The following is a 20615-nucleotide window of genomic DNA, read 5'->3' as shown; positions in this document are numbered from 1 at the left end:
CACCTCGCCCATCCGCCCCGTCATCAGCAGGAAGCGGCCCCGGAAATCATCCTTCAGCGCCCCATCGGCTGCCTGAAGGGCGTCGAGTTCGGCGCGTTCCCGCTGAAGCCAGTGCCCATAGAGCGGCAACATGCGCGCGCGCGCCGCCAGCGCCATCGGCTCCTGCGGATCGAGCGCGAGCGCGCGGGCGGCGGCTGCCTCCGCCTGCCGTTCGACTTCGGGCTGCCTGTCGTGCGGGTGGCGGGTGAGCGTATGGACATAGCCGAGCGCAAGCGCGCCCCAGGCTTCTGCGGACCGGGGCGACAGCACCACCGCCTCGCGCAGCATCGCGATGCCCTGATCCTGCCGTTCCGGTGTATGTTCCTGTATGGCGCGGCGGCCATTCTCGATCAGCTCTGCTGCCGCCATGTCCCCCGGCTCGGCTCGGGCCGCTTCCTCCCGGCTCCGCCAGACCAGACCGGCCGCGATCAGAAGGGTCGCGATCGTCGCGACGATCAGCAGCGGCCAGAGGAGGGCTTTTCGCGGCGGCGCCGGTGCTGCCTCCACCTGCCCCGCACCCGAAGGCCGGACGGCGCCGCTTTCGCGCAGCCGGTAGCCGACCTTGGTAATGGTCTCGATCTCGAACGCGCCGCTGGCGGCGGCAAGCTTGCGCAACCGGCCGATCACGCGGTTGATGGCATCGTCGCCAACGATCAAGCCGTCCCAGCAGCGATCGATAAGCGCCTCTCGCGACACGGTGTGGCCGCCCGCGGCGGCGAGCGCCGTCAGCACCATCATCACGCGCGGCTCGAGCAGTTCGCGCCCGGACGGGGCGAAGATCTCCCGCGTGCTGGGGGAAACGCGCAAGTTGCCCAGTTCAAAGTCCGGTTCGCTCGCGAGATCCACGCCCCTGCCCTTCCTCCCAGCATCGGCCCTCTGGCCGGACAGAGGATAGAGGAGAGGCGTGCCCGCAGCCAAGGCCCCGTTCGCCACCGCGGGCGGCCGGCTCAGCGAGACGCCATCTGCACGTTCCGGGCCTCCACGCGGGCGAGGCGCAGAGCATCGGCCACCTGCGGCAGCGAATCCGCCTCCGCCCGGTTGACGATGCGGGCTTCGCAAGCCCGTGCGTCGCTGCGCGGGCGGACATCCCGGCAGATCGTGGCCGCCGCGCGCTGCACCGCCGCCATCAGCCGCGCGCGCCCTTCCGGCGCCTTCAGCTCCTGATAGCTGATGCGGGCCAGATAATCGCCATTGCCAAGGCGGATGGGTTGTTGCGCCAGCGCCGGGCTTCCCAGCAGCGCCGCGATGAGGATCAGGTTGCGCATGTCACTCTCCCTTGCGGCCGGCATCGGGCCGGCTGAGGGAAAGCTCCCATGGAAGAAGGGGTTGGCGACATGGCGCCCGGCTGATGATGCGGTGACCGGCGCTGATGAAATGCCGATGAAGTGCCGATCACCAGCCCCGTCGGGCGGGTCAGGCGGGCCAGTCGGGCAGGAAGCGGGCGGCGAGATCCCGGGCGATGCGGGCCGGGCGGCGGGTCGCCACGTCGATGCAGCACCAGCTGGACCTGACTTCGGCCAGGATCGTGTCTCCGCGCTGGATCATCGTGGTGAAAAAGGCGCGGCTCCCCTGAACGCCGGTCGCCACCACATCGGCGAGCACCGCGTCATCCAGGAAGGCCGGGGCGCGATAGGTGATTTCATGCTTCAGCGCGACCCACAGATGCTTGGCGACGGCCTCGGCCGGCGCGACGGTCTGCCAATAGCTGATCACCGCATCCTGAACCCATTTCAGATACACGGCGTTGTTCACATGGCCCATGAAATCAATGTCCTCCGGAATGATCCGGATGGCATGATGATGGATGGGGTGGGCGCAGGCGGTCATGTTTCGGCAAGGTAACGCATTTGCGCTGCGCTGCACAAGACAGGATCAGGGTTTCCATCCCGTCTGCCGACCGATTTCGGCCCAGGCCAGCTGGCCCAGCCGCGCCGTGACCGGGCCGGGGCGACCGGTGCCGACCGCCCCGCCATCCAGCCGGACGATCGGCAGGATCGGCGCCGTGGTGGACGTGAGGAACAGTTCAGGCGCCGCCCGCGCCTCCTCGATGGTGAAGGGGCGCTCCTCCACCTTCATCTGCGCCTCCCGCGCGAGATCGAGAAGCGTGTCGCGCGCGATGCCGGGCAGAATCCGGGCTGACAGCGGGTGGGTGACGATCACGCCATCGGCCGTCACCATGTAGATGTTGGTGGAACCACCTTCGGTGACCGTACCGTCCTTCACAAACAGGGCCTCGAACGCGCCCGCCGCGCGGGCCTCCTGTTTGGCGAGGACGGCGGGCAGCAGGCCCGTGGTCTTCAGGTCGCAGCGGGCCCAGCGCTGATCTGGAACGCTGATCGCCGGAACGCCCGTTTCCAGCTGGGGCAGCCGCTGCCGGAAATCGAACCGCCGCATGGTCAGCACAAGCGTGGCCGGCGTGTCCGATGGAAAGGGATGGTCCCTGCGCCCGGCGCCCCGGCTGACCTGGATATAGAGGAGGCCATCTGCATAGCGGCTGAGGCCCACGAGGCGGCGGGCGATGTGCGCCAGTGCCGCATCCGACGGAAGCCCCTCGATGAACAGGGCAGACAGGCCGCGCCGCAGCCGCCACAGGTGCTTCTCCCAGTCGAGGAATCGGCCGTTCAGGACAGCGACGACTTCATAGAGGCTGTCGGCGAACTGGAAGCCCCGGTCCTCGACCGAGACGCCGGCTTCGGCGATGGGGCCATATCGGCCGTTCACATAGGCGACTGCGGGCATGGGCCCCGCTTACGCGGGCCGCTTGGCAGGCGCAATCATTCGCGCCATGGAAAGACATGGCCGCCCCACAGATCATCTGGTTCCGGCAGGATCTTCGCCTGCGCGATCAGGCTGCCCTGCGCGCAGCCGCAGCCGCCGGTCCGGTCATTCCCGTTTTCGTCCTGGATGAAAGCCGCATCATCCGGCAACCCGGCGGCGCGTCCCGCTGGTGGCTGCACCACAGTCTCGCGGCGCTGGATGAAAGCCTGCGCGCGCTGGGCGGCCGCCTGCTGCTGCTGCGCGGCCCCGCCGGGGACGCGATTGCAAGGCTGGCGGCGGAAACGGGCGCAGCGGCGGTGCATGCCATCCGCCAAAGCGAACCCTGGTGGCCGATCATCGAGGCGGCCATCCCCCGCCTGCACCTGCACGAGGGCAACAGCCTGGTGCCGACAGGCCTGTTGCGGACGAAAGACGGCGGCCGGTTCCGGGTGTTCACGCCCTTCTGGCGCGCCTTGCAGGGCCATGGCGATCCGCCACTGCCCTGCCCTGCCCCCGCGCGGCTGGATTTCGCGCCCATGCCGGCAGGTGAAGCGCTTGCCTCGTGGAATCTGCTGCCGACCGCGCCGGACTGGGCACTGGGATTCGATATGTGGCAACCGGGCGAGACCGGGGCGCAGGCCGGAATGGCGGATTTCCTGCCAAGGCTTCCCCGCTATCGGGACAGGCGGGATTTCCCTTCGGAAGAGGCGACATCCCGGCTTTCGCCGCACCTGCATTTCGGGGAGATCTCGGCCGCAGATGCCTGGCATTCGGCCATCGGGAACGACGGCGCCGAGCCTTGGCTGAGGCAACTGGCCTGGCGGGATTTCGCGCTGGAGAACCTCGAGCAGTTCCCGAAATCCGCATCCCGCCCCCACCGGGCAGAATTCGACCGCATGGCATGGACGGACGTGACCGGCGGCGAGGGTCGCGCGCTGCTGAAGGCCTGGCAGCGGGGGCGGACGGGTTACCCGCTGGTCGATGCCGGCATGCGGCAATTGTGGGCCACGGGTTGGATGCACAATCGCGTGCGAATGGTGGCGGCGAGCGTGCTGACCAAGCATCTGATGATCGACTGGCGCGAAGGCGAGCGCTGGTTCTGGGACACGCTGGTGGATGCCGACCTCGCCAACAATGCGATGGGCTGGCAGTGGGTGATGGGGTCGGGCGTCGATTCCGCGCCCTATTACCGGATCTTCGCGCCCATCGGCCAATCGGGAAAGTTCGATGCCGGCGCCTATATCCGCCAGTGGGTGCCGGAACTCGCCGGGTTGCACGGGGATGCCGTGCATGGCCCCTTCGAGAATGGCTTCAATGGCTATCCGCCGCCGGTCGTGGATCATGGCTGGGCCCGGAACCGGGCGCTTGCGGCCTATGAAGCGCTGAAGGATCGCGCCTAGAAGGCGTTTTTCGGGAAGATCACCGCAAACGCCGTCCGCACCAGGATGTAGAGGTCGAACGTCACCGACCAGTTCTCGATGTAATAGAGATCATGCTCGAGGCGCTTGACCAGCTTTTCCTCGGTATCCGTTTCGCCGCGCCAGCCGCAGGCCTGCGCCCAGCCGGTGATGCCCGGTTTCACCTTGTGGCGGGCCGCATAGGTCTGCACCACCTCGTGGAAGGGGCGGCCGGCGGCCCGGGTGGAGGGCGCATGCGGGCGCGGCCCGACAAGCGACATGTCGCCCTTCAGCACGTTGAACAGCTGCGGCAGTTCGTCGATCGAGGTGGCGCGGATGAACCGGCCGACGCGGGTGACGCGTTTGTCGTCGCGTGTGGCCTGCCGGATGCCGTCCGTCTGGCATTCGTCGTGCGTCATCGACCGGAACTTCAGCACGTCGAACCGCTGGTTGTTGAAGCCTTCGCGCGGCTGCCGGAAAAAGATCGGGCCGGGGCTGTCCAGCTTCACAGCCAGCGCCGCCAGCAGCATGATCGGCCACACGAACAGCAGGATGCCGATCGTCAGCACCAGATCCTCTGCCCGCTTCACGATCGCGTCGGTGCCCGAAATCGGCCGTTCGAACAGGGTGATCACCGGCATGTCACCCAGCAGCACGAGCGGCCGGTGCGCGAAGGCAAAGTTCGCCAGATCGGGGGCAAGGCGGATCCGGACCGGCGTGAGCGCCAGTTTCTGCACGACCTGCTGAATGCGCGTCTCGGCGGACCAGGGCAGTGCCACGATCACCTGGTCGATCAGATCGTCGCGGATCATGGCGACGAGATCGTCCGTCGTGCCGAAGACGGGCAGGTCATCCACCAGGATCGGCACGCGGCCGTCCCGCCGGTCGTCGAAGAAGCCGACAAGGCTGATGGTGAGCTTGGAGTTGCCACGGATATACTGGGCGAGCTTCTGGCCCTGCGCCGACGCCCCGTAGATGGCGACCCGGCTGTTGAACACGCCCTGCCCCTTCAGGCGGCGGATCCACAACGTCATCGCGGCGCGGGTGCCGGCCAGCATCACGGCGGCTGTGACGAACCAGGTGATGGCCCATCCGCGCGAGAACTCCTCCGATACCTTCAGCAGGAAGCCGATGGTGACGAGGAACAGCCCGGTCACCATCCAGGAGCCCAGCACCCGTTCCCACGACTTGCGCATGGAGAAGTGGCAATCGACATCGTAGCTGCCCATGATTTCGGCGACGAGCGCGAAGATGAGGGCGCCGGCCAGCATCGTGCGGCCATAGACAGGCGCGTCGCCGGAGAAGATCCGTTCCGACCACAGCGTCAGCGCAAGGATGCCGGCACCGATCACGGTGAGGAATTCCAGCACGCGAACGGCGAAGATGACAAGGTCGATCGGCACGGAAGCCCGCTGGCCGGCCGTCGCCGCCAGGGCTTTCATCCGATCGGCGCCGGGATGCCCGATCTCGTTCATGCCGCCGCCCGCCGGGCTGCGACCTTCGCCAGTTCACCATTCTTGCCCCCTTGCGGAACGGACTTTCGCGGGGCATGGCTTGTGCCGGTCGGGAACGGAGTTCGAGTGCCGACCCGTTGTACCAGGGGGAGGTTCGCGGAATGGAAACGGTGTACGACTGGGTGACGGTGGCGATCTTTGCCGGCCTGATCGTTCTGTTCCTCCAACGATCCGTCGGCCCGGAACGGGATCAGATGTGGCCCTATTTCGCGGCGTCCGTGGGATGCGCGGTGATCAACCAGGTCGGCAACAAGGCAATCGACGACAGCAACACCCTGCTGCACATCGTGGCGGTCACGGGGATCGCGGCCATCCTGGGCTTCATCCAGTATTTCCTGAAGCCGTTCGGCAAATTCGGGGACTGAGCGGCCGGATCGCCGTGCAGCTGGCGACGGCGGCATCAGGCGCTTCCCTTGATCTCTGCGGCAAGCGGCCGGCCGACGAGGGCCGGCAAAGCAACCGGATCGATAGCCAGCAGCATCGCCGCAGCGAAGCGCTGCAGCGCGCCGAACGTCTCTTCCGACGGCTCGCCGACGGTCGACAGGCGCACCAGCACGCCGTCGGCCACATAGCCCCGGAATTCCGACCGGAGCTTCATCGTGCGCTGCTCGGTGCCGTTCACCGGCAGATAGTCGCCGATGCGGGTCCAGTAGAGGATCGGCTCCGTCCGCTCGTTGTTTGAGGCGACGAGTTCGCGGGCGGGCAGCTTGGCCGCAGGCGTGACGGGCACCTTCACCGCCCGCGCCTCGGTGATCTGGAAACCGACGGCGGTGTAACAGGCTTCCGGCCGGTGCAGCTGAAGCTGATCCGACTGGGTGCTGCCATAGGCGATCACCATCATCACCGGCAGGTCGCTGTCAGAGGTATAGAGCCGGCTGACCGTCTGGTCGTAGATGCGCGCGGACAGAGAGCCTTCCTGCGAATCCGGCAGGATGACCGCGTTCGACGGCGTGACCGACCAGCTGCCGATCTTCAGCGGAACGGCCTTTTCCAGCTTCTTGTCGCCCAGCAGGTTCAGCCGGTTGCGCGGCGTCAGCGCGAACGCGCCGCCGGCGGCCGCCAGCAGGGGAAGGCCCAGCAGGAGATCACGCCGCTTCAGCATGGTTCCCCCCCTTTGGCCCGTCCGTCAGGCGGCGGCGGATCGGGCTGAGCAGCTTGTCGATCCCGAAGATCAGCAGCAGCGCCGAAACGAATGTGACGATGCCGGCGAAGTCGTGCAGATAGCCCTGCGCCACCTCGTTCCCGGCATAATAGGTGAGCAGCACCAGGATGATGACGCGAACCACGTTGGCGGCGATCGCGATCGGCAGCAGCAGGAACAGCAACAGCAGCGAATAGCGCCACGAAGCGTTGTGCATGAGATAGATATAGAAAAGCCCGACGGCCGTGAGGCTGATGAGGGAGTTCAGGCCCGCGCAGGCATCCTCCACCAGAAGCTGATACTGGGCGATGTAGATGGTGACGCCGACCTGGGTGATCGGGTAGCCCACCGCCGACAGGAGCCAGGTGGTGATGTCGGACACCAGGATCTTCAGCGGCTGGGTGATCGTGTCCATCATCCAGCCCGGCAGCGGGATCAGGAACAGCATATAGACGAGCGGAAACCACAGCTTCATCAGCACCTTGTGGCCGACGAAGGCATAGGCGACCGCGACAAGCGCGACCAGCAGGGCCGTCACCTCGATCATCAGGAAATTGAAGGCACGGCCGAACACATAGGCCAGCGCCATCGTCACCAGCACAGGCACGGCCAGCCACATGTTGCCGGGCCGCGCTTCCGCCAGGATCGACTCCCAGTTGCGCCAGATCAGCCACACCGCCGTCGCCAGCACCAGCGGGCCATGCACGCCGGATTCCGTCGACCAGCTCTGTGTCGCCATGGCGTAGAGCGTCGGCAGCACGGTCAGCAGCAGGGCGAGGACGAGCAGCGGATAGCGCCTGGCGAACGCCACCGCCTCGCTTTTCTGGATCGGCAATGCTGCCGTCATCGCGCGCCCCTGTCCCGCCGCGTCAGATATATTCGTTCAGCACGGACCCGATCACGTTCGCGCGGGCGGCAGAAAGCTGGGACGACAGCGTCTGCACATCCTTCACGAAGGCATGGTTCCGGCGGGCGACGACAAGCGCATAGCCCAGCACGCCGGCGACGGTGAGCGCGTCGCTGTTCTCGTTCGTGGCAGGCGTGTCGAAGATCGCGACATCGTGCTGGCGCAAGAGGATGTCGACACCGGTGCGGAAACGCGCACCTGACAGAAGTTCCTGCGGGCGGCCGACCGGCGGGCCGGCGGGCACCACAGACAGGTTCGGCAACACATTGGGATAGACCACCCGTTCCGGCCGGTTCACTTCCAGCGAGAGATAGGTGGAGAGCCCGGGGCCGTTCGGATCGATCCCGAACACGGCGTCGATCCGCGGGTTCCTGAGGTTCGCATCGACCAGCAGCGTCTTGATGCCCACCTGGGACAGCGCGACCGCGAGATTGGCGGCGATATAGGATGCACCTGCCCCGTCGGTCGCGCCGCAGACAGCGAAGGCACGACGTCCGGCGCCGACATGCTGGGCGATGATCTGGGTCCGCAAAAGGCGCAGCGCCTCTGCGTCAGGGCTTGTCGGGTCCGACAGCACCACCACTTCATCGGAAACCGCAGCAGACGGCGCGAGCTGCATCGCGAGGCTGCCCTGCAAAGCCTGGCGGGCCAGCACGATGTCCTCTTCGGTCGCCAGCGACAGCGCAACGGCGGCTTCGTCGAACGACAGGCCGGTCCTGGCCTGATGCTCGGAAACGGCGCGCGCTTCGTCGTCGGTGAGCGCGCCTGTCTTCAACAGGGCGTCGGCAAGGCCGGGATCGACCGGCAGGCGGTTCTGGGTGGCGTCGAGTTCGGTCATGTTCAGATCGCCTGCAGGTCGGCGTCGGGCTCTTGCGGAGAGCGGCGGCCGAGGAGTTTGCGGATCGACTGGCGCAGCGGCGACGGAGGGGCGGCGCCCACGATCGCGAGGACAGGCGCCCCGGACGCAAAGGCCAGGTCCTCATGCCCGCGAACACGCCGTGCGATGAATTCCGCGATCAGCGCTGCCACAAGCCCCAGACCGAAGCCCAGGACACCCGACAGCAGGATCACCTGGTTGACCTTCGGCCACGAAGGCGTGCGCGACGCGGTCGGGTCGCCCATCACCGTGATGCCCGGTTCCGACTGTTCCGACGCCAGCTGGAGTTCGCCGGTGCGCTTGTTCGCTTCCTCATACTGGGTGCGCTTCAGATCCACCTCACGCGAGAGGCGGACGAGCTCGTCCAGAACCGGCTTGCGCTGAAGCACGACCTTCGACTGGGTTTCCACTTCCCGCGTCAGCTCCGCGACCGACTGGCGCGCCGCGCCGGTCAGCTGGGACACGCTCTGCTGGGAACGGGCGCGCGCCTGGCTCATCTGGTTCTGCACGGTGTTCCGGCGCGCCAGGATCGCCTTGTAGGTGGGGTGGGCGGTACCGAGGCGTGCGCCCGCCAGCGCCAGTTCGTCCTCGATCTGGGCAAGCTGGACCGACAGCTGATCCGCGACCGGATCATTGGCGAGCCGGGTGGACGAGGTGATGGTGTTGGAGCTTTCCATCGCCTGGGCCTGTTGCAGCGCCTGCTGCAGCGAGGCGAGCTTCGCCGTTTCGCTGTCCATGCCGCCGACGAGGATGATGTTGTTCTTCGACATGAAGTCGGAGAGCGCCGCTTCCGCCGTGGCGAGATCCTTGCGGGCCGCATCCGTCTGTTCCTTGAACCAGGTGCCGGTGCGGCCGGCGGGATCGGTGCGCAGGCGCAGCGATTCCTGGATATAGGCTTCGCGGATCACGCCCACCACCTGTTTCGCCCGGTCCGGATCGTCGGACTGGTAGGTGATTTCGAGGATGTTCGAGCCCCCGACCATCGCGGCGCTGGTGCCGTCGATGATCTGCTGGCCGAGCCAGGCGCGCATGCCGCCGTCTTCCGCCGAACGGCCGGTCGATTCATAGCGGGCGATGAGGCCGGGATCGGTGGTGAGGTTCAGCCGGTCGACGACGGACCCGGCCACCCGCATGTCGCGGATGATCGCGATCTGGGTGCCGAGATAACCGCTGCCGCGGGCGATCAGCACTTCGCCGGTCACGGGGTCCTGCCGCACGTCCATCAGCACCCGGGCAGTCGCCGGATAGCGCTTGGGTAGCAGCATGGCGATCGTGCTCGCCACCACAAGACAGGCCAGCGTGGTGCCGAGGATCAGCTTCCACCGGGCAAGGAGAATTCGCAGGAACTGGACAATGCTCATCGCGCCGGCCTCCTCAGAACATTCGCTCTTTGACGCGGACGACATCGCCCGCCTTGAGCTTTTCGGTTCCGCCAATGCTGGTTTCCTTGGCGTCGCCGCGCTTCAGGCCGAACTTGCCGTCCGAGCCGGTCGGCCCGACGCCCCCGGCCATGGCAAGCAGCTCGTTCATGGTCATGTCCCGCTTCAGCGGGTAGGTGCCCGGGCGGGCGACGGCGCCGGTGAGATAGACGACCTCCGCTTCCGGCACGACGATGACGTCGCCCTTCTGCAGCAGCACGTCGGGCACCTTGCCGAGGGCCAGATCCTCGGTGTTGATCTTCTGCTCCTGTCCGTCGACGCGGCGCAGGGTGACGGTGTCGTTGCCGACTTCCTGCACCCAGCCGGCCCGCAGAAGCACGTCCATCAGCCGGTTCGAGCGATCCAGCGGAACCATGCCCGGCGAGCCCACCTTTCCGATCACCCGGACGTAGCTGGAGGCATGTTCCGTGATCTCGATGTTGACGATCGGATCCTTCAGGAAATTGCCCTGCACCAGCCGGCGGCTGATTTCATCCGCCAGGGTAATCACCGTCTTGCCCTCTGCCTGCACCTTGCCGATCAGCGGCATGACGATGGTGCCATCAGGCTTCACGCGGGTGGATACGTTGAATTCGGACTGGCCATAGACCACCACCGAAACGGCGTCGTTCGGCCCCAGCACATAGGCAGGCGAGATGATCGGCGAAGCAGCCTGCATCGGCGCGGGCGCCGCCGCAGCTTCCTGCGCCTTCAGTGCCACCGGTTGCGCTGCAAGTGCCAGCGTCGTCGCGGCGAGGAAAAGAGCCTTCATACGTTCGCCTCCAGAAATTCGGCCATGGGGCCGCGGCATCCTTGATCGCAGCATCAGAAGCTGCCCCGGATGGAAAAGACCAGGCTGTTGACCTTGTAGCTGTAATCCTCCGGGCTGGACGAGCGGCGTTGATGGTTAAAATCAAGGCCGAGCCGAAGAAGACGGTTAAGCGCGTAGTCGCTTCCGATGAAGAAGCGGTCGTTCGTGTTGCTGTTGGCGATCTCCGTCTCGGGGATTGCCGAGTTTCCGCGGAAGTCCGCGTTCGAATGCGAATAGCCGGCCGCGAACCGCAGCCGGTCGTTGGCGCGATAGGTGGTGCTGAAGTTCACATAGCGCTGGATGGAATAGTTCGCCGACGATCCCTGCCCGCCGTTCACACCCTGCCCCGTGCTGACATTGGCGCCGATACGGGGGCCGGCATAGCCCAGCGCCAGATTCCAGTTCATGCCGGTGAAATCGGTCGAGCCGGGAATGCTGGACGACAGGTTCGTGCGGCCCAGCGAGCCCGAGACATTCATCGTGTTGCCGACGCGATAGCTGGCGAACCCGGCGAACGTCCGGATCTTGTTGCTGTTGGTGACGCCGCCGATGATCTGGTTGGGATAGCTGTTTTCCGCCCAGCTCGCGGAAACACCAACCTGGCCGCGAAGCCCTACGCGATAGCCGATGTTTCCGGACACGATCTCGGACCGGACGTCGGCGAAGCTGCGATCGACGGTGGGATCGTCGGAATAGTTGTTCACGGCGCTGCGGTTATACCCCACAGTGCCCGAAATGCCCGTGATCGTGCTGCAGCCGACGCTTCCGCCAAAGGAGGTGCGCCCCTGCTGGGACGCGACGACTTCCTCGAAGTTGCCGAGTTGCGTGTCGCGCCGGCTCCATGCCGCCTTCAGCTGGGCCGAACAGGCCTGGCCGAGGCCGATGGCCGCGCCGCCCGAAAGACCGTAGCGATTGGAATTCAGCTGGCTGTTGTTCGCATATATCGTGCGGCCAACGGACGCCGTGCCGAAAATCCGGTTGCGGCCGATCGGCCGTTCAAAGGTGAGGCCCACCGTCGGACGGAAGATCCAGTCATCCTTCGACGTGAAGCGCGACGAAAGAGGCTGCCCCTCCCGCAAGCGGGCGACATTGTCGCTGTATTCGGTGGTGAGGCCGGCATATCCGTTCAGGCCCAGGGCGCCCACGATCGCCAGCGGCGCGAAGACATCGGCATCATCGCCGAACACCCGGTTCGGATCATCGATCACCGCGCCTTCGGGCGGCTGGATCCTCTGCACCGGCGGGGCAATTTGCGCCATCAGCGGCGCAGCCGCGATCGCGAGCCCCGCAAGGAACCCCGTGCGACCCACGCGAAGCGACCGATCCCGCCATCTTCCGGCGCTGTTCCCGATCCCGGATGCCATCTTCGCGCTGAACCCCTTCGTCACGCAGCCTCCCTGCATTGTCACGCCCGCTTCTATCCTACGGGCTTTGCGTTAACTTTCTGGCCAGCGCAAGTGACGGTCAGATGACGCGGCACTTGCATTAACCAATCGACAAAGCCAGCCTAACACTTGATGTTCCTTACAGTTGCCGAAACTGCAAATCAAAGGGCCGAGGCCAGGTGAAAGGCGAAAGACTGTTGCATGTTGCCGTTATGGGCTATGGCCCTGCGGCAGTCCGTGGCATCAGCGACAGGTGCCGGGGCGTCGGAAAACCCGGAAGGAGCCGGGCCGGGATCCGTCCACAAGGCGGGTCAGGGCCGGGCCAGAGAACAGGAGCGACGTTGACCGTGGCGGGACGGACAGAAGCGGGGGCGCAACGGCCTGTGCGTTGCGCGGGGGGCTGCCCCCGATGATTTTCAGGCGAGACAGGTTCGGACTGGGCCAGAAAGACGCGCCGCCCGCCCCGGGTGCCAGCGCCGGATTGCCGCGCTTCGCCGTGGACGCAACCGACGACATCGGGGATGCCGCACAGGGCATGCACGCCCGGTCTCCGGCGCGGGCGCGCCTGGCGCTGGCCGATGCGCTGTCCGCATCGCAGCCCGTCACCAGCCGTGAGCGGCTGGCCGGGCGGATCGACACGCTGGCGGCGCTGATCGCGGCGATCGAGCAGCAGCGCGCCCATGTGGTGCTGTATGGCGAGCGCGGGATCGGCAAGACGAGCCTTGTCCATGTGTTCGCGGAAACCGCGCGCGAGGCGCGCTATCTGGTGCTCTATGGCAGCTGCGGCGTCGAAGCGCGCTTCGACGACATGTTCCGCACCTTCGCGTCGGAAATTCCGCTGCTTTATCATGCCGATATTTCACCCACGGCAGACGAGACGGAGCACAACCGCAGCTTTGCAGACCTGCTGGACGAACAGCCGGTCGATCCCCGCGAACTGGCGGACCTGTTCCAGAAGATCGTTGGCACACGGGTGATCCTGGTGCTGGACGAATATGACCGCGTCGCCGACCCGGCCTTCCGGCGGGACGTGGCCGAACTGATCAAGAACCTGTCCGACCGGGCGGCGCGGGTGCAGCTCGTGCTGACGGGCGTCGCCTCGAACCTCGACGAACTGATCGGCTTCACGCCCTCGATCCGGCGCAACATCGTCGGCCTTGCGGTGGGCCCGATGTCGGAACCGGAACTGTCGGAGATCCTTGCGAGGGCGGAAGATGCGACGGGCCTGACCTTCGGGCCGGACGCGCGCAACCTGATCGTGAAGATGTCGGCGGGCTCCCCCTATCTGGTGCGCCTGCTGGGCAATCGCGCGGCCGGCCGCACGCTGGACGAGCGGCGCGACCAGGTGAGCGGCCCCGATGTGATCGCCGGCACGGAAGCGGTTCTTGCCGAATGGAATGCGGGCCTGCCGCGCCGGGTGCAGTCGCAGCTTGCCCGGCCGGAGGTGCGGGGCGCCTGGCCGATGCTGATCGCCGCCGCCCGGGCCTCAGGCACGCCGGACGGCTGGTTCGGCCTGCACGATGTGGCCGCCGAGGCGAATGGCGCCGACACTTCGACGATCCGGCGCACGCTGGATGGCTTCACCGGCGAGATCGACCTGTTCGACCGGGAAGATGGCCTCGACGGGCGCGAGCCGCGCTACCGCTTCCGGACGCAGGGCCTCGCCCAGCTTCTGGGGCTGTCGGCAGCCCTGGCGCGGGCCGGTCGCTGAGCCATGAAGCCCGCGCAGCCTCAGCCTTCGATGCGATGGTCGGCCAACCCCGACCAGCTGCTGAAGACATTGGGGCCGCCGCGCGCGTCGGTGATCATCCCTCATTTCAACACGCCGGAACTGCTGGTGAAATGCCTGCAGTCCGTGGCCGCGCAGACGCTTGACTATGGCTGGTTCGAGATCATCGTGGTGGACAACGGCTCCCGGCTTCCGATGCGGTTGCTGGAAGCGACATGGCCGGGCGTGCGCTTCCTGATCGAGCGGCAGCCCGGGCCGGGGCCTGCCCGCAACACGGGCGTCCGCGCCGCGCGGGCAGACATCCTGGCCTTCGTTGATGCCGATGTGCGGGTCGCGCCGGGCTGGCTGAAGGCGGGGCTGAAGGCGGTGGGGCGCAATCCGCTGGCGCTGTTCGGTGGCGACGTCCGCATCGACGTGGGCGACCGCAAGCAGATGACCGATGTGGAGGCATTCGAGAGCGTCTTTTCCTTCCGGCAGAAGAATTACATCAACAAGAAACATTATTCCGTCACGGCCAACCTGATCATGACCCGAACCGTCTTCGACAGGGCCGGCCCGTTCGACGGGATCGACAAGCCAGAGGATCGCGCCTTCGGGGAGCGGGCCCATGCCATGGGAATCCGCACCCGCTATGCGCCGCGCATGCTGGCCTTCCATCCCGCGCGGACGAACATGGACGATATCCGCCGCAAGTTCGGGCGGGTGGCCCACCAGGCCTTCACCCAGCATATGGAACGCGGTCGGCCTCTGATCCTGTGGGATCTGCGGGCGGCGGCCATGGCCGTTTCCGGGCTGGCCCATGCCCCGATGATGCTGTTTTCCCGGCGGGTCACGGGAATCGGCAACCGCGCCCGTGGTTTGCGCCTGCTGATGCAGTTGCGCTGGCAGCGCGCGCTTGACATGCTGGACCTCTCCCGGAAGGCCCGGGCAGGCGACCAGCTGGCTCTTGTGAACTGGAACAGTTGAACGTGAACGATCTCAATCTCTCGCTGAAGCAAGGGTCGCAGGGGGCCGGCGCGCGCACCCAGGGGGACAGGCGGGCGCGGCTGGCCGTGATCCTGGTGAACTGGAACCGCCATGCCGACACCATCGAGTGCCTGGAATCGCTGCTCCGCGCAGAGGAAAAGACGCGCATCATCGTGGTCGACAATGGCTCGACTGACGGCACGGTGGAGCATCTGAAGGCCTGGGCTTCCGGCGCAGAGCCGTATGAACCGCCGCTGGGGCCGCTGAAGCGACTGACCAATCCGCCACTGTCCAAGCCCGTGAAGCTGCGCGTGATCGAGCCGCACGAGATCGAGACGGCGACGCCCGGCGACGAGCAGGTCGCGCTGGTCGTGGCCGGTGAGAACAGGGGATTTTCGGGCGGCAACAACCTCGGGATGCGCTTTGCGCTGCAGGACCCCTCGATCGCCTACTGCTGGTGCCTGAACAACGACACCGTGGTCGATCCGGGCGCGCCCGGGGCGCTGGTGACGCGGATGAACGCCACGCACAAGGTGGGCATGTGCGGCACCCAGGTGCGCTATTACCACCGCCCTGGCGTCTGGCAGGCGCTGAACGGGCAGCGGTTCAAGCTGCTGACGGGGCAATCCCGCGGGATCGGATCCAATGTGCCGGTGACGCGCCCGTTCGATCCACGCAAGGTGGCGCGGGAAACGGACTTCGTGCTGGGCGCCTCGATCGCGGTCAGCCGCGCCTTCCTGGAGACGGTCGGCTATATGGAGGAAAGCTATTTCCTCTATTTCGAGGAAATGGACTGGTCCGTCCGGAACCGGGGCCGGTTCGCGATCGCCTTCGCCCATGGCGCGATCATCTATCACAAGGAAGGCGGCTCCATCGGCTCGTCCGGCAAGAAGGGCCAGCGTTCGGATGCGTCGGAATATTATCTGATCCGCAGCCGGATCCTCTTCTATCGCCGCAACTTCCCGTTGCTGTGGCCGCTGCAGTATCCGCTGGCCATGGGCCAGATTTTCAGGCGCCTGATCCGGCGCCAGCCGAAGAAGGCAGCCGCCATGACGCGGGCCATGCTGGGCATGAGCTTCGACTGATTGAGCGGCCGGCATACACCCCAAGGAAAAGAGGGACGACCAGATGACGAAGCGCACGGAACTGCCCGGTGTGGAGGGGCAAAGCGGACATTCGATGCAGAGGCGCGTACGGACCATCCTGCTAGTGGCGACCGCGGCGCTGGCGCTGACGGCCTGCGACAAGCTGGGGATCGGCGGCGGCGGCGAGCCCAAGGGCCAGGTTGTGGCGACGCTGGACGGGCAGGAAATCACCGTGCTGGAAGTGAATGCCGAGCTGGCCGGCACCCCCATCCCGCCATCCATGTCGCGGCGGGAAGCCGAGAAGCTGGCGCTGGAGAACATCATCACGCGGCGGATGCTGGCGAAGGCCGCGGAAGAGCGCGAGCTGAACAAGAAGCCCGAATTCCTGCTGCAGGAACGGCGCGCCGAAGAACAACTGCGCGTGCAGGCGCTGGCGCGTGACATCGCCGCCAAGGTGGTGACGCCCACGCGCGACGAGGCGGACAAGTTCATCGGTGAAAACCCCTATCTGTTTGCCAACCGCACCTTCTTCATCCTGGATCAGATCCAGTTCCTGCGCCCCGCCAACATCGACAAGCTGGGGCTGGAAGGCGCGACCACGATGGCCGAGGTGGAACAGATCCTGACGGCCAACAACATTCCCTTCCGCCGCCAGCCGGCTTCGCTGGATTCGCTTGGCGCGAACCCGGCCTTCGTGAAGGAAGTGACCTCGGTGCTGGCCAAGAAGCCGGACGAGCTGTTCATGTTTGCGACCCGTCCGCAGGGCGCGCCAGCCCCCGTTGTGTTGGTGAACCAGGTGAAGGACACAAATGTGCAGCCCTTCACGGGCGACAAGGCGCGGGAATTCGCAGTGAATTTCCTGCGCAATGAACGCATCCAGAACGCCCTGAAGGCCGAAGTGGACCGGCAGAAGAAATCCCAGGCGGAGCGCGTGAAGTTCCAGGACGGCTGGGCGCCCGCCAAGGCAAAGGACGGCAAGGCCGCGGCTGCCAAGCCCACCCCGCTGGAACTTGCGGGCGAAGCCCCTGCCGCCGGCACGGGCATGGAGGCGGCAACCGCCGCGCCACCCGCTGCTGAGCCGGCAGCGGCCCCTGCGCAGACACCGGCGGGCTGAACGAACGGACGGGCGGGGCGGCCTGTCCGCTCCACCCGGAATGCAGGCAATACGGGCCCCCGGCGTCTGCGGGACCCTTGAAAGGATCTTGAGTGCGCAAGGGAATCATCCTGGCGGGCGGATCGGGCACGCGGCTCTATCCGCTGACCAAGCCGGTCTCGAAACAGTTGATGCCTGTCTATGACAAGCCGATGATCTATTACCCGCTGTCGGTGCTGATGCTGGCGGGGATGCGCGAAATCCTGATCATCACCACCCCGCAGGATCAGGCGGCGTTCCGCAACCTGCTGGGCGACGGGCGCGACTGGGGCCTTTCGCTCACCTATGCCGTGCAGCCCGAACCGAAGGGGCTGGCGCAGGCCTATCACATCGGCGCGGAGTTCGTGGGCGACGGTCCGTCGGCCCTGATCCTGGGCGACAACATCTTCTATGGTCATGGCCTTCCGGATCTCCTCCATCGCGCAGACGCACGTGAAGACGGCGCAACCGTGTTCGGCTATTGGGTGAAGGACCCGCAGGCCTATGGCGTTGTCAGCTTCGACGGCGACGGTCGGGCCGAGACGATCGAGGAAAAGCCGCTTCAGCCGAAGAGCAATTTCGCCGTCACCGGGCTCTATTTCTATGATGGCCGCGCGGTGGAGCTGGCCCGGAAGGTGAAGCCGTCCGCGCGGGGCGAGCTGGAGATCACCGATCTGAACCGCCTTTACCTCGAGGCCGGCGAACTGAACGTGGAGCTGATGGGCCGCGGCTATGCCTGGCTCGACACCGGAACCCACGGCAGCCTGCTGGATGCCGCGCTGTATGTGCGGATCATCGAGGAGCGGCAGGGCCTGAAGGTGTGCTGCCCCGAGGAGATCGCCTGGCGGCAGGGCTTCATCGACGACGCGCAGCTTCGGCGCATTGCGGAACCGCTGCGCAAGAGCGGCTATGGCGAATATCTGCTGGCGCAGCTGGAGCGGGGCCGGTGAAGGTCGAAGCACTCGCCATACCAGAGGTCAAGCTGCTGACGCCGCGGGTGTTCGGAGACGAGCGCGGCTTCTTCCTGGAAACCTTCAATTCGCGTGTGTTCGCGGACGCCGGGCTTCCCACCGAATGGCGGCAGGACAATCAGAGCCGCTCGGTGCGGGGCGTGTTGCGCGGGCTGCATTATCAGCTGGTCGAGCCGCAGGGTAAACTGGTGCGGGTGGCACGCGGGCGGGTATTCGACGTGGCGGTCGATATTCGCCGCTCTTCCCCGACGTTCGGCCGCTGGGTGGGCGCCGTGCTGACCGACGAGAGCCAGCAGATGCTGTTTGTTCCGCCCGGCTTCGCGCACGGCTTCACCGTCCTCTCAGACGTGGCGGACTTCTGCTACAAATGCACGACGCTGTGGCATCCGCAGTCGGATCGGGCGCTGCGCTGGAACGATCCCGCCATCGGGATCGACTGGCCGCTTGAAGAGATGGGCGAACCGCAGCTGGCGGCCAAGGACGCGGCTGCCCCGCTGCTGGCGGATGCGGAGCTCTTCGCATGAAAGTGCTGATCGCAGGCGCCGCCGGCCAGCTTGGGCGTGCGCTTCAGGCGACTGCCCCGGCAGGCGTCACCATCATTGCGCCGCCGGAGGGCGAGTTCGACATTCTGGACGATTCAAAGGTGTCCGCCGTCGTCGCATCCGCAGCGCCGGGCCTGGTGGTGAACGCCGCCGCCTATACGCAGGTGGACAAGGCCGAGACGGACCTGGAAGCAGCCGAGGCAGTGAACGGAACGGCGGCCGGGCGGCTGGCTGCGGCGGCCGCCCGCGCGGGCGCGCGCTTCGTGCATGTCTCCACCGACTTCGTGTTCGATGGCATGTCCGCCCTGCCCTATGCGCCCGATGCCGCGCCCAACCCCATCGGGGCCTATGGAACCACGAAACTGTCCGGAGAGCGACAGGTGGCGGCGGCGCACCCGAAGGCGCTGATCGTGCGCACGGCCTGGGTCTATGCCGCGCAGGGCAATAATTTCGTCCGCACCATGTTGCGCCTGATGCGTGAGCGCGACGAGTTGCGGGTGGTGGCGGACCAGGTGGGCACCCCCACCCACGCCGCCGGCCTTGCGCGCGCCATTTGGGCGCTGGATGCGGCCGGGGCCGCCGGGATCTTCCACTGGACGGACGCGGGCGTCGCCAGCTGGTATGATTTTGCCGTGGCCATCCGCGACGAAGCGTTGGCGATCGGCCTGCTCGACCGGCGCATCCCGGTTGTGCCGATCCGGACGAGCGACTATCCCACCCCGGCCCGGCGTCCCGCCATGAGCGTGCTCGACAAGGGATCGAGCTGGGCGATCACGGGGCCTGCGGCCCACTGGCGCGACGAGCTGAAACAGGCGCTCGCGGAGATGAAGGAACTGGGCTGATGGCATCGCTTCTGGTGACGGGTGGGGCTGGCTTCATCGGCTCCAACTTCGTGGCGCACTGGACAGCGACGCGGCCGGGCGACCGGGTGACGGTGCTGGACCTGCTGACCTACGCCGGAAACCGCGCGAACCTGGATGGCCTGCCCGCCGAGCTGGTGGTGGGCGACATCCGCGACGAGGCCCTGGTGACAGACCTGGTGCAGACGCGCGGGATCGACACGATCGTGCATTTCGCCGCCGAAAGCCATGTGGACCGCTCCATCCTTGGGCCGGATGCCTTCATCGACGCCAATGTGCTTGGAACCCACGCACTGCTGAAGGTGGCCCGGAAACAATGGGTGGATACGGGCAGGCCGCACCGCTTCCACCATGTGTCGACCGACGAGGTCTATGGCACGCTGGGGCCGAACGATCCCGCCTTCCGCGAAGACACGCCCTATGCGCCGAACTCGCCCTATTCTGCGTCGAAGGCGGCGTCGGACCATCTGGTTCGCGCCTATCACCACACCTATGGGCTGAACACGACGACGTCGAACTGCTCCAACAACTATGGGCCGTTCCACTTCCCGGAAAAGCTGATCCCGCTGTTCATCATCAACGCCCTGCACGGCAGGCACCTGCCCATCTATGGCGATGGCATGCAGGTGCGGGACTGGCTGCATGTGGAGGATCATTGCCGGGGTATCGCTGCCGTCATCGACAAGGGGCGGCCGGGCGAGACCTACAACATCGGCGGAGGCGCGGAGCTTCCGAACCTGACCGTGATCGACACGCTGTGCGCCGCGGTGGATGCGGCCTTTGCGGCCGACCCCGGCCTTGCGGCCCGCTTCCCCGACGCGCCCGCAGCCAAGGGCCAGCCGACGGCGACGCTGAAGAGCTTCGTGACCGACCGCCCCGGCCACGACCGCCGCTACGCCATCGATTGCAGCAAGGCGACGGCCGAGCTGGGCTATCACCCGCAGCACAGCTTCGAGAGCGGATTTGCGCAGACCCTGAAATGGTATCTGGACCATGAGGGCTGGTGGCGCGGGATCCTCGACGGCAGCTACATGGATTGGGTGAAGGCCAATTACGACAAGCGGGCAGCCGCCCGGTAGGGCCG

General features: G+C 66.5%; 21 protein-coding genes. 10 read left to right on the top strand and 11 right to left on the bottom strand.

The genetic code is table 11. The features are described from left to right. The 4 genes from ACE3O8_RS04115 to ACE3O8_RS04100 all read right to left on the bottom strand — a co-directional run. Positions 1-885, bottom strand: an 885-nt coding sequence (locus ACE3O8_RS04115) for a transcriptional regulator (RefSeq protein ID WP_374387077.1), incomplete at its 3' end; no start/stop codon positions are given. A gap of 101 nt (positions 886-986) precedes the next feature. Further along, positions 987-1304, bottom strand: coding sequence for a UrcA family protein (locus tag ACE3O8_RS04110; RefSeq protein ID WP_374387075.1), 318 nt, complete (start codon positions 1302-1304; stop codon positions 987-989). Between the two features lie 148 nt (positions 1305-1452). Then, positions 1453-1866 carry an acyl-CoA thioesterase gene (locus ACE3O8_RS04105; RefSeq protein WP_374387073.1) on the bottom strand — a complete coding sequence of 138 codons (414 nt, stop codon included), beginning with the start codon at positions 1864-1866 and terminating at the stop codon, positions 1453-1455. A gap of 45 nt (positions 1867-1911) precedes the next feature. Beyond that, complete coding sequence (locus ACE3O8_RS04100) at positions 1912-2778, bottom strand: D-amino-acid transaminase (RefSeq protein ID WP_374387071.1); 867 nt, start codon at positions 2776-2778, stop codon at positions 1912-1914. Positions 2779-2834: 56 nt separating this feature from the next. Here ACE3O8_RS04100 and ACE3O8_RS04095 point away from each other — a divergent pair, with 56 nt between their 5' ends. Further along, on the top strand, positions 2835-4196 hold the full coding sequence (locus ACE3O8_RS04095; protein WP_374387069.1) for a deoxyribodipyrimidine photo-lyase: 1362 nt from the start codon (positions 2835-2837) through the stop codon (positions 4194-4196). Here ACE3O8_RS04095 and ACE3O8_RS04090 read toward each other — a convergent pair. After that, a complete protein-coding gene (locus ACE3O8_RS04090; RefSeq protein ID WP_374387067.1) occupies positions 4193-5668 on the bottom strand; it encodes an undecaprenyl-phosphate glucose phosphotransferase in 1476 nt (491 codons plus the stop codon). The genes ACE3O8_RS04095 and ACE3O8_RS04090 overlap by 4 nt on opposite strands. 140 nt (positions 5669-5808) lie before the next feature. Between ACE3O8_RS04090 and ACE3O8_RS04085 the strand changes: the two genes are divergently transcribed. Further along, positions 5809-6072, top strand: coding sequence for an XrtV sorting system accessory protein (locus tag ACE3O8_RS04085; protein WP_374387065.1), 264 nt, complete (start codon positions 5809-5811; stop codon positions 6070-6072). 35 nt (positions 6073-6107) lie between these two features. On the opposite strand, the gene epsI is transcribed toward ACE3O8_RS04085, so the two are convergent. The 6 genes from epsI to ACE3O8_RS04055 are packed head-to-tail and all read right to left on the bottom strand — an operon-like array spanning position 6108 to position 12249. Beyond that, complete coding sequence (gene epsI, locus ACE3O8_RS04080; RefSeq protein WP_374387063.1) at positions 6108-6809, bottom strand: exosortase-associated protein EpsI, V-type; 702 nt, start codon at positions 6807-6809, stop codon at positions 6108-6110. Then, positions 6793-7695 (bottom strand): exosortase V, encoded by a 903-nt coding sequence (xrtV, locus tag ACE3O8_RS04075; protein WP_374387060.1) that lies wholly within the window; start codon positions 7693-7695, stop codon positions 6793-6795. The genes epsI and xrtV overlap by 17 nt, the downstream gene beginning before the upstream one ends. 22 nt (positions 7696-7717) lie before the next feature. After that, on the bottom strand, positions 7718-8593 hold the full coding sequence (locus ACE3O8_RS04070) for a hypothetical protein (protein WP_374387058.1): 876 nt from the start codon (positions 8591-8593) through the stop codon (positions 7718-7720). A 2-nt stretch (positions 8594-8595) separates the two neighbouring features. Continuing rightward, a complete protein-coding gene (locus ACE3O8_RS04065) occupies positions 8596-9993 on the bottom strand; it encodes a Wzz/FepE/Etk N-terminal domain-containing protein (protein WP_374387055.1) in 1398 nt (465 codons plus the stop codon). A 13-nt stretch (positions 9994-10006) separates the two neighbouring features. Further along, positions 10007-10822 carry a polysaccharide biosynthesis/export family protein gene (locus ACE3O8_RS04060; RefSeq protein ID WP_374387052.1) on the bottom strand — a complete coding sequence of 272 codons (816 nt, stop codon included), beginning with the start codon at positions 10820-10822 and terminating at the stop codon, positions 10007-10009. 53 nt (positions 10823-10875) lie between these two features. Continuing rightward, positions 10876-12249, bottom strand: a complete 1374-nt coding sequence (locus ACE3O8_RS04055; RefSeq protein ID WP_374387050.1) for a hypothetical protein — start codon at positions 12247-12249, stop codon at positions 10876-10878. A 406-nt stretch (positions 12250-12655) separates the two neighbouring features. On the opposite strand from ACE3O8_RS04055, the gene ACE3O8_RS04050 reads away from it, so the two are divergent. From ACE3O8_RS04050 to rfbB, 8 genes are all read left to right on the top strand, one after another. After that, positions 12656-13957 carry an AAA family ATPase gene (locus ACE3O8_RS04050; RefSeq protein WP_374387048.1) on the top strand — a complete coding sequence of 434 codons (1302 nt, stop codon included), beginning with the start codon at positions 12656-12658 and terminating at the stop codon, positions 13955-13957. A 30-nt stretch (positions 13958-13987) separates the two neighbouring features. Next, on the top strand, positions 13988-14941 hold the full coding sequence (locus tag ACE3O8_RS04045) for a glycosyltransferase family 2 protein (RefSeq protein WP_374387046.1): 954 nt from the start codon (positions 13988-13990) through the stop codon (positions 14939-14941). Positions 14942-14943: 2 nt separating this feature from the next. Further along, positions 14944-16026, top strand: coding sequence for a glycosyltransferase family 2 protein (locus tag ACE3O8_RS04040; RefSeq protein WP_374387043.1), 1083 nt, complete (start codon positions 14944-14946; stop codon positions 16024-16026). Between the two features lie 43 nt (positions 16027-16069). Further along, complete coding sequence (locus ACE3O8_RS04035; RefSeq protein ID WP_374387040.1) at positions 16070-17140, top strand: hypothetical protein; 1071 nt, start codon at positions 16070-16072, stop codon at positions 17138-17140. A 92-nt stretch (positions 17141-17232) separates the two neighbouring features. Beyond that, entirely contained in the window at positions 17233-18108 is an 876-nt protein-coding gene (gene rfbA / locus ACE3O8_RS04030; protein ID WP_374387038.1) for a glucose-1-phosphate thymidylyltransferase RfbA, read from the top strand. Continuing rightward, positions 18105-18653: a dTDP-4-dehydrorhamnose 3,5-epimerase gene (gene rfbC, locus ACE3O8_RS04025; protein ID WP_374387035.1), complete on the top strand. Its 549-nt coding sequence runs from the start codon at positions 18105-18107 to the stop codon at positions 18651-18653. The genes rfbA and rfbC overlap by 4 nt, the downstream gene beginning before the upstream one ends. Beyond that, positions 18650-19513, top strand: coding sequence for a dTDP-4-dehydrorhamnose reductase (gene rfbD, locus ACE3O8_RS04020; protein ID WP_374387033.1), 864 nt, complete (start codon positions 18650-18652; stop codon positions 19511-19513). Before rfbC ends, rfbD begins: the two co-directional genes overlap by 4 nt. After that, on the top strand, positions 19513-20610 hold the full coding sequence (rfbB, locus tag ACE3O8_RS04015) for a dTDP-glucose 4,6-dehydratase (RefSeq protein ID WP_374387031.1): 1098 nt from the start codon (positions 19513-19515) through the stop codon (positions 20608-20610). Before rfbD ends, rfbB begins: the two co-directional genes overlap by 1 nt. Positions 20611-20615 lie beyond the last annotated feature (5 nt).

The organism is Sandaracinobacter sp. (genome assembly GCF_041909755.1).
Taxonomy (GTDB): Bacteria; Pseudomonadota; Alphaproteobacteria; order Sphingomonadales; family Sphingomonadaceae; genus Sandaracinobacteroides.
This window is presented reverse-complemented; position numbering and strand designations above follow the sequence as displayed.